We start from the raw sequence: 8,994 nt of genomic DNA, 5'->3' as shown, positions 1-8,994 counted from the left end.
CAGATCTGTAGAGTTCGACGATTGTTTGTTTGAATTCCTGGTTATAACGTTTTTGTTTCATTCCGGACACGTCCTCTCTATTTATTAGGATAGAGACTTAACTAACTTGTGTCCATACATCTATACTAGCTCCATTCTATCTTTCAATTTTTTAATTTAATTTCAAGTTATATTTTTTAACATGTAATTGAGTGTTTTTAGTATCTCATTATTATCCTTTAACTCGCTTTGTAACTCTCCTATCTTCTCCATCAATGCTCTATTTTCTTCTTCTCCTAATTGAAGATGTCTCATTTCCTCAAAAACACCTATACCTGTTAACTTCTCTATATAAGTTTTTTCATAATAAACTCTTTCCTCTTCAATAACTTCTTTAAATAAATCTTTTATCTTGTCCTTACCTGTTGAAGTTAAAACTCCAAGATAGTTGTTATTAAGGTCAGTGTCTTTCATCTTCTTTTCGGCAAGATAAATAACTTGTTCTCCAAACTGTTTAATTAAATACTTATTTAGGTTTTCACTCATAAATACCGTCTCCCTTATAATTAATTAAAATATTAGTCGATTAAAACTCTACGTCATACTCATGTGTCGGTTTCCACTCTCCTCTATTAAGAGTAGTGGCAAATTCGTATATACCATTCAAGAAGCTTGCTCTTCGTTGAGAGTTATTACCAGTTCTCATGATGATGGTTTCTTTTAGCGGATGATTACTTTCTATTAAATATTCATTTCGCTTGTCTAATCGTTGTAAGAGATACATTGCAGGTAACCTAGCAAACTTACCATTTACTTCTCCCCTATTGCATTCTTTACAGGTTAGCACTAAATTCCAAACACCATTTAAATCCAAGTCCTGCTTACTAGCAAATTGAGTAGACAAAGGAACAAAATGGTCAATATCGCAAGTTGTCTCAAGACTGCTTTCGATTGATATACCTTTATAACAATAGAAACATTTCCCTTTTTGATATCCATTAAGTGGTTTTCTCGCAGAAGTTAAATCAATTCTCTCATGTGATAACATAAAAGCTTGTGGTGTCAAAGGTTTAAGAAAGAATAGTTGCTCGAGTATCTCATCAAATTTCACTTCTAACTTCTTATTTTTTTCTGTCCATGCGCTCTCAACTAAATTCCATCTACCTTCTACTTCACTTAATAAATTCTGCTTTTGAGAACTTTCATTTAATAAATACATATTATCAGTCAAAGTAATACCTAATTTTTTACCTTGCAAAGACTTTTCATAAAACTTCTTATCCGTCTCTCCATTTGGTAAATTATGAAAAGCGTCTATCACATTGTTAAAACCAATTTTTTCAGTAACTATTAGCAACTGTTCCCAAGTAATTTGATTATGATAATGTAAATCTAGGGCACTTATAAATTTGGATGTTGGACTTGTTATTTGTCTTTTACCATTACCAATATGCTCTAACATGTATTTTGCAAAGATTGGAGACATTTCTTCCAAACTGATAAAACTATTTTTACTTGCACCTAATTCAAGTATAGTTTTGGCAAAAGCAAATTTGTAAGTAGCAACATTTCTACCAAACAAATAAATAGAACGAAAATTAGTTTCAAGTGAATCATCATTCTTCATAAAGTTATTCATAACATTCTCCTTTTTTTGTAAACATTTGAGTTTTCCTTTATCATATCGCTTCGTCTGTTACTTTCTCAGTGTGTGGACGTAATAGGACACAGCTTTCTATATTGCATATCGTACGGAATATCGGGAATGGATGGGGTGCTCATCAAATAACCCTGTGTCATGCTACAACACATTATTACCTCCATACACACACTGTTAACAGCTCGTTCCTAAGAGCCTTACAACAACTCTCTAGCGACTCTTACAAGGCTCTGTGCTTGACTTCAGCGCTACTTAACTCACTACATAAAATACGTGTTTTACAGGTCTATTATAAAATAATTCAAAATGATAAAACTCCATAAAACATATACCCCTTTAACCCATTACCTGAACGTAACCTTCGGAAAACTCTCTTTTAGCCATACAGATTCAATCCATTTTCACATGTGTTTATATATTTATGTATCTACTTACTAATCTTCTCAGCTTCCTTTACCTTACGCTTATTCATCGCTCTGATTAATTTACTCTTACTGATTGTCTTTTCCATTACTTCGTTATAGGAATGGCTCACTAACATACTTAGAGCATGGTCAAGCTGCGCCTTTTTATTGGTAGGCTTGCGTCCTTCACGATAGTTAGGATTCAGTCTAGCTATAGCCTTGCCCTCCTGTGTACGGTCTATAATCATGTTGCGCTCCAACTCTGCAACCCCAATAGTGTCGTTAAAGAGAACCGTCCCAAGCTTATGTCTACCAGTAGACCAACGTTCAACACTTGAACCTAAATCCCTTTTTCGAATAATGGAATTTACTAAATCAATTCCTTCTATTCACAGACTTACCAAAATACCCTGTATGGTCAGTTAGACTACATATCTATGGGTTCGCCACAAGTCTGCTGTACCGCTCTTACAAGTCATCTGAATAGTTCATGACCACTGATAATTTTATATTTTCTCATTGAATCGTTTCCTTATATTCTTTGACAACCTTGTAGAATGAGTTCTTTTTCAGCTCTAAGATGCCCATTAGTTCCACTCCCGATAACTCTTTCTTTTCCCAAGCTTGAAAGTTGCTATCTAAGTCAGCTCGCTGCTTCTTAGTTAATGTGGATAGGTTAATTTTTGGTCTACCTAAATGCTTACCTTGTGCTCTAGCAACTGCAATACCTTCCTTTTGACGCTGTAGCATCTTCTTACGCTCTTGTTCGGCTACATAAGCTAATAAGGATAGGAATTGGTCTTCCATCAACTTGCCCATGTCCCCCATTGACTTAAACTTTCTACTATCAAAAAGCTCTTGATTCTCTAATATCACTATGTCAGCGTTTAGCTTACGAGTTATATGTTGCCACTCTGTTTTTATTTCATCATAGTTACGTCCTAACCGGTCTAAAGCATCAATATAAATTAGGTCACCTGCTCGAATTACGCTCTTTAACGCTTTATACTGTGGACGGTCAAAATTTTTGCCACTTGCTTTGTCTATGAAAATATCACGTTCAGCTACTCCAATTCCCAACATTTTCATATCTTGACGCTCTATATTTTGTCCTTTGTCACTGACACGAACATAACCGAAGATTTTTGTGTTTGTCATGTTAATTCATCACTCCTGTTTATAAAGATGTTGTTTACATTATAAACGTTTACAAATTAAATACAACACCTAAACAAACGTATTATCGTCCATTTTAGAGAGTTGAATAAGGCATGCCTTTACAATCTATAGTTCTCTGTTTCTCTCATTGAAGATACTATTATTTATAAATTATCTTTATACAATCAATTACATCAGAGTTCCCATTTTCTTCAAGGTCAACTTACTTGAATGATAGCAAGTTGAAAATTTCTGTTGTATATTTATGATTAGTAAATCTTTTTCCGTGTTACAATTTTTATATTAAATGAAAGGGGTGTTAATTTGTGGATGAGATTCTCAACATAAGTGTTACTGATATTGTTCAAGTTCTAATTACCTTAGTTAACGTTGCAGTAGTTTATTTAGTATATAAGCTTACTAGGAAAGAAGTGAACCCAAAAATTCATTTAGTTCCAGTAAAAAGAAAACCAATTGAAGTGACAGAAGATGATGAATACAGCATATTCGAGGTATACGATGACTACTTGAACATAGTAAATAATGAAATCTTAACTATTGATTTTGACCAACGTGGCTTTCCTGATTCATCTCAATATCATGCTCCTCTAGTTTGGGAAATTGAAGTACACAACAAGAGTGATTATATAGCAACTTTTATAGAACTCGAATATGAAATCACTATTTACAAAGTAGAAATGCAATTCGGCATAGATGAACTCGATATTACTTCTGAAGAGTATGTGCCCTACAATATATTCAAGCGCTCTATAAATTTTGATTACTTGGCTTCAGACGATAAAAAAGTTTTTAAAGTCCTTTATTTACATGGCGAGTTTATCAAAGCAGATATAATTATAACGAAATTAAAATCAAAGGAACTTGAATTTATTTCCACACCAATCAGACTAGATGAATATAAACAGCCAATGTTAGATTGGCTAAGTGATAGTCACCATCATAGACAAGTAATTGGTTCGTATAAACCAATAAAATAAACATTCGAGCTTGTATCTTAGGATTTCACTAACATGCAAGTTTCTTTGTTATGCCTTATTAATGATAAAAGCAGCGCTGTGCTAATTAATAACCATCTATCTATTTGATTTCTTTAATTCATATACAATCGTTCTGTAGCACAAAGACACACTTTGATTTGATGTATAAAACTTCTTTTCTGCGCCAATATCTTCTGAAACGGACACTTTTGTGAAATGGGAGAGTGTAGTCAACTTTTACATCCAAACGAGTGATAAACCATTTGTGATGGTTCAGACCTCATCGCCTCGTCTTGAGATAACAGCCAACCATTCCTGCTACACATCCCCCCCCACGTTTCAAGAACTATCTATAATCAAATATGGTATAATCCATATTATCAATCAAATACTTGTGCATAAGAAAAAATGAAAAGTTAGCTTTTATAGAAGAAGTCAAAATACGTTTTAGAAGTGACATGGCGTTCATTACAAACCTCCGTATATACACGTTTGAAAAATGTTACACAATAAAAAGCATGATTATTTAATTATTTCACAAAAAAATTATTGATACATTTATTAAATACTCTAAATTAAAAGGAGACTCGTTCGAATGAAAATTTATATTTTCTTAGATACAAATATACTTGACAAGCAGTTTTTTATAAATCCAACAGTTGAAGAATTATTTAGATTTAAAAATATCTCTGGTAACGATGTAGAGATAATAATAACTGATATTGTCCTTCAAGAATTAGTTGACCATGCACGAAAAGAAATTGTTGAGAAAAATGAAATTATTAAATCGATAAATAAAATTAAACGCTGGGCGGATAAAAGCCCAACTAGAGAGTTTGAAGTGGAGGAGCTAATCTCAAAATATGAAAAACAGTTATTAACTGATTTTCCATTCAGATTCTTCACTCCAGATATTTACGTGTATAAAAAAGTCTATGATAGATATTTTCAAAAGCTGAAGCCTTTCGAAAATAATAGACAGCAATTTAAAGACGGGTTGCTTTGGGAAACCATTCTAAATTTCAAAGAGAAGCATAATAATGAAATGTCTCAATACTTCTTGATTACTAAAAACTCAAGTGATTTTGCTATGGATAAACAAAATAAAGACGAATTACACCCAGACTACAAAGCAGAGTTTTCAGGATTGATATTAAGAAATGATATTGATTGTTTTTTGGAGGAAAAAGGATATTATGTTGATTATGAAATAGATAGTGTAATTGAAGAAAAAATGTTAGGACGACTAAATGAATACTTATTGGACCATAATTGGGAATTCGAAGAACCACTAAATAAATATATTTTCGAAAAGAACGTCTCTTCGAAAAATGAATATGGACTAAACGGTATTAACGAACAAGACTGCCATATCGACTATTCAAAAGGGGCTCGGAAATCTAATCTATATATTCATGTTCCAATAATAATCAAAACTGAAATGAATTTATTAATTAGAGAACATCATGATTCCTGGGAATACAGTGGCATGGGCGATGATGATGAGTACACACAAGTTATAATGCCAGCGGATATAAAGTGTGAAGCTGTCTTTCATAAAACACAAGATGATTATAGTGTGGTCATTATGGATAAAATCAGAATCTATGAGAGAGCATAAAACAGTCGCAAACTAACACAAATTACTGAAAATCTAAAAGTAAACGAACCATCTTTAAACTTCATATTCAGTAATCGGATGCTTTAATTCAATGAGAACAGGACTTGAATATATGATTGATTTCCATTTTGTTAAGCTCTTACTGTCTCCATTGGCTATCAGTAAGTTGCAACCTGATTTAGTTTTCTTTTACTACTGCCTTTAAAGGCTTAATACTGTTAATCTGTTTCGTCTGTCGTCTGTCATCTGTCCTCTGTCGCTCTTAACATCGTGTTCATAAGAATACGATTAAGTTAAACACTTATTAAACATTTCAGATAGCAAACAATTAATGATTAGTATAATGACTATGCAGTAACTCATTCTTTGCCTTACAGTCGTAATATGAATCTGCTGTACGCTTATAGTTGCTCATTGAGCCTACACGTGATGATGTATATAATTCTATTACTCTTGCTCTCAGTGAATTCTCAGATAGGTAATTGTGTTGAATGGGGTTGTATATTCAAATGCTATATCTAAACGTATGATAGACTACTTGTGGCGGTTCAGACTACATCGTATCGTTGCAATGTAACAGCCAAACATTCTTGATACAGATACCCATAAAAAAAGGTAGAGCTATTAACTCTACCTTTTTTTGTATCTCTATTTAATCTTGGAAACTGGTTAATATTCCATCTGTAAAGTAAAGGTATTGCCCACTTCCATATACCCACTGCTCTCTACTGCCATATGTGGAAACTGTTCTGTTGACGTCCTTAGGTTTCCCCCACGCTGATGCTTCCACTTGTTCTTTTGTCATACCTAAACGTGGATTCTGTTCTTTCTTTCCTGTTACTACCTTTTCAATTAACTCTCTTCTTTCTTGCATACTAAATCTATCTTTTTCTTTCTTAAAAAAAGCTAGGTTTTCTTCATGAACGTAATCAGGGTTATCAGCAGAATCTTTTATTTCATCATATTGTCTATACTCATTTCCATTATCATACAAGTTATAAAGTGAATTATTTAACCTCTTTGTAGCTTCTTCACCTAGTTTTTCAAGGTATTCATTACCCTTTTGGGTTTGCTGAAAATATTCTTTTTTCTCACTGAAGTTCATCTCATATAGGTAGATATCTGATAGTTCAGCTACTCTTACTACATCATTATAATCGTCACTATTAACAAGCCTTTCTATAACCTCCAAATAGTTAAGGTAAGACGCCTCCTTATCTTTAGCTATTTGTTCTTCTAGTACCGCCAGTCTTTCTAGCTCAGCTTTTTTTTCAACTTTTTGCTCAGCTCTTTTCTCAACTCTCTCGTTATCCCATTTCATAAGATACACAACGCCAATTCCCACGAGCGCACATGAAATTGCAGCCAATATAATGTTCCTTTTCATTTTGCTTCGCACCATTCTAATCCTCCCTATGAACCATGACTATAGTCTACAATTAAGATTCTACTATATTCGTTTAAGTATAGAAAGATAATATTAGAATTCTTCTCTTTTTGCAGACTATAGTACGTGGAACTAAACCTCCAACACCATTGTAATTGGTTTAAAAGGGGATTTTTCTTTTGATTGAAATTGAAAACATTACAATTGGTGTGGTACTAAAAAAGATTCGTAAATCCATGAAGTTTTCACAGGAAGAATTGGCTTTTAAAAGCGGTCTTGATAGAACCTATATAAGCATGTTAGAGAGAAATGTAAAACAACCGTCAATCACAACAATTTTCTTATTGGCAGACGCTTTAAATCTGCGACCCTCTGAACTTGTTCGACAATTAGAAGATGAATTTGATGGATATACTATTAAACGCAATACATTATAGTTACAACCCTGCTTGCTTGGAGTAGGTCAGATTTACAATAGAACTTAGCAACTTGATTTGTTATAGCAAGCACAGGGTTGATGATTTAGATTAAACAAAAGAAAAAGCACACCAACTTAATGATGTGCCATTTCTTTATATCTCTCTACTAAAAACACAATGTTGGACGCACATAAATTCAAGGTGTATCGTACGATAGAATCGTCAACATCTAAGACAACTTCACCCTGTCCATGCCCACCATTCTTATTCCTCAACACATTAGCGCTATTCTCAAGCGCTTGTTTTAAACCTTGAATATGATTTTGCATATAAGATGGGATTAGCTCATTATCAATGAGATGCTTTATTAAGGTATTGGCTGTATCTCTCTGTGCATTATAATCATAACCATTCTTCGTACAAATTGTTTTCATTGTACTTTCAAACGCTTTTCCTGCGTTTACAACAGCATCCTTATAATCACCTTGTTTATAATGTTCATGCGCTTTAAGAAACTCATCTGAAACCGCATGAAACTGATGTTCTTGTAATAATTGAATGGCTGTTTTTACTACTTCGTTATGAATATATTGATTATCTACTCTAATCAGTTGGTTACCCACTATTTCATAACCTAAGGAATTTTCCTTTAACTTCCTATTAATTCTCTTGACTGCCATTTCCCATTTTTCTTTAACACTAGAAGTCGAACTGGAATAAGCGTGATGTAAAAAAACCAATAAATCCATTACATCAAGTGCTGATTTATCATCAGTACTTAAAAGAAAGGACATGAGATAATTCACCTTAGAATCAGGACTATGGTTATAACTTATTGTACCCCTAAGATTTAATAATCCCAACTCAATTTGCACTTCACTTACAACATAATCCCAAAATCGACTACTATCACTAATATATCCACGTTTAAATTCATTTACTACCTCACTTATCAGCATAGCAAATTGTGTTCTGAAACTTAGTAGAATCTCATCATATTCATATACGTCAATTTTTAATTCTGTAGAGTTTCTTCTTGAAAACAATTCAAAAACCATCTATTAACCCCTCCATAATTCCCCATATAAAACCATGATACATCTGATTACCTAAAAAAAATAGTAATAGAGGGTAAATTTCTCTATCACTTAGGTTGTTAATATTTTGACTTTATTTCTAAACGTCTGCTTCTGATAGGCATAATTAAAGCGATAGAGTGATGACTCTACCGCCTTATTGTAAACGTTAAACTAGATTCAACAGCTTCCAACAAATAAGAATCAACAGTTTTCCAATATAAATCTACTTTCTATATACTGAAGCTAGTCTATAGAAAGAGAGGAATAGGAAGTGGAAAAGTGGATGGTT

General features: G+C 33.0%; 9 protein-coding genes. 3 read left to right on the top strand and 6 right to left on the bottom strand.

Annotated elements, in window-relative coordinates:
- Positions 1-162: 162 nt before the first annotated feature.
- From CSV69_RS16150 to CSV69_RS16135, 4 genes are all read right to left on the bottom strand, one after another.
- Positions 163-525 (bottom strand): hypothetical protein, encoded by a 363-nt coding sequence (locus CSV69_RS16150; protein WP_099693971.1) that lies wholly within the window; start codon positions 523-525, stop codon positions 163-165.
- A gap of 40 nt (positions 526-565) precedes the next feature.
- Positions 566-1,606, bottom strand: a complete 1,041-nt coding sequence (locus tag CSV69_RS16145; RefSeq protein WP_233192416.1) for an HNH endonuclease domain-containing protein — start codon at positions 1,604-1,606, stop codon at positions 566-568.
- 460 nt (positions 1,607-2,066) lie between these two features.
- Positions 2,067-2,291, bottom strand: a complete 225-nt coding sequence (locus CSV69_RS16140; RefSeq protein WP_099693969.1) for a hypothetical protein — start codon at positions 2,289-2,291, stop codon at positions 2,067-2,069.
- A gap of 268 nt (positions 2,292-2,559) precedes the next feature.
- Complete coding sequence (locus CSV69_RS16135) at positions 2,560-3,201, bottom strand: recombinase family protein (protein ID WP_099693968.1); 642 nt, start codon at positions 3,199-3,201, stop codon at positions 2,560-2,562.
- 326 nt (positions 3,202-3,527) lie between these two features.
- On the opposite strand from CSV69_RS16135, the gene CSV69_RS16130 reads away from it, so the two are divergent.
- Both CSV69_RS16130 and CSV69_RS16125 read left to right on the top strand, forming a co-directional pair.
- Positions 3,528-4,199 (top strand): hypothetical protein, encoded by a 672-nt coding sequence (locus CSV69_RS16130; RefSeq protein ID WP_099693967.1) that lies wholly within the window; start codon positions 3,528-3,530, stop codon positions 4,197-4,199.
- A 595-nt stretch (positions 4,200-4,794) separates the two neighbouring features.
- Positions 4,795-5,820 (top strand): PIN domain-containing protein, encoded by a 1,026-nt coding sequence (locus CSV69_RS16125; RefSeq protein ID WP_099693966.1) that lies wholly within the window; start codon positions 4,795-4,797, stop codon positions 5,818-5,820.
- Positions 5,821-6,472: 652 nt separating this feature from the next.
- Here the strand turns inward: CSV69_RS16125 and CSV69_RS16120 are convergent.
- Positions 6,473-7,222, bottom strand: coding sequence for a hypothetical protein (locus CSV69_RS16120; RefSeq protein ID WP_099693965.1), 750 nt, complete (start codon positions 7,220-7,222; stop codon positions 6,473-6,475).
- Positions 7,223-7,386: 164 nt separating this feature from the next.
- Between CSV69_RS16120 and CSV69_RS16115 the strand changes: the two genes are divergently transcribed.
- Positions 7,387-7,644: a helix-turn-helix domain-containing protein gene (locus CSV69_RS16115; protein WP_369823967.1), complete on the top strand. Its 258-nt coding sequence runs from the start codon at positions 7,387-7,389 to the stop codon at positions 7,642-7,644.
- Positions 7,645-7,760: 116 nt separating this feature from the next.
- Here the strand turns inward: CSV69_RS16115 and CSV69_RS16110 are convergent, their stop codons facing one another.
- On the bottom strand, positions 7,761-8,684 hold the full coding sequence (locus CSV69_RS16110) for an STM4504/CBY_0614 family protein (protein WP_099693964.1): 924 nt from the start codon (positions 8,682-8,684) through the stop codon (positions 7,761-7,763).
- Positions 8,685-8,994: the final 310 nt, after the last annotated feature.

It is taken from the genome of Sporosarcina sp. P26b (assembly GCF_002743245.1).
Lineage (GTDB): Bacteria > Bacillota > Bacilli > Bacillales_A > Planococcaceae > Sporosarcina > Sporosarcina ureae_C.
This window is presented reverse-complemented; position numbering and strand designations above follow the sequence as displayed.

Excerpts from the sequence above, each read along its gene's own strand:
- CSV69_RS16150 (WP_099693971.1), bottom strand. The coding sequence starts at position 525 with ATGAGTGAAAACCTAAATAAGTATTTAATTAAACAGTTTGGAGAACAA.
- CSV69_RS16145 (WP_233192416.1), bottom strand. The coding sequence starts at position 1,606 with ATGAAGAATGATGATTCACTTGAAACTAATTTTCGTTCTATTTATTTG.
- CSV69_RS16140 (WP_099693969.1), bottom strand. The coding sequence starts at position 2,291 with ATGATTATAGACCGTACACAGGAGGGCAAGGCTATAGCTAGACTGAAT.
- CSV69_RS16135 (WP_099693968.1), bottom strand. The coding sequence starts at position 3,201 with ATGACAAACACAAAAATCTTCGGTTATGTTCGTGTCAGTGACAAAGGA.
- CSV69_RS16125 (WP_099693966.1), top strand. The coding sequence starts at position 4,795 with ATGAAAATTTATATTTTCTTAGATACAAATATACTTGACAAGCAGTTT.
- CSV69_RS16120 (WP_099693965.1), bottom strand. The coding sequence starts at position 7,222 with ATGGTGCGAAGCAAAATGAAAAGGAACATTATATTGGCTGCAATTTCA.
- CSV69_RS16110 (WP_099693964.1), bottom strand. The coding sequence starts at position 8,684 with ATGGTTTTTGAATTGTTTTCAAGAAGAAACTCTACAGAATTAAAAATT.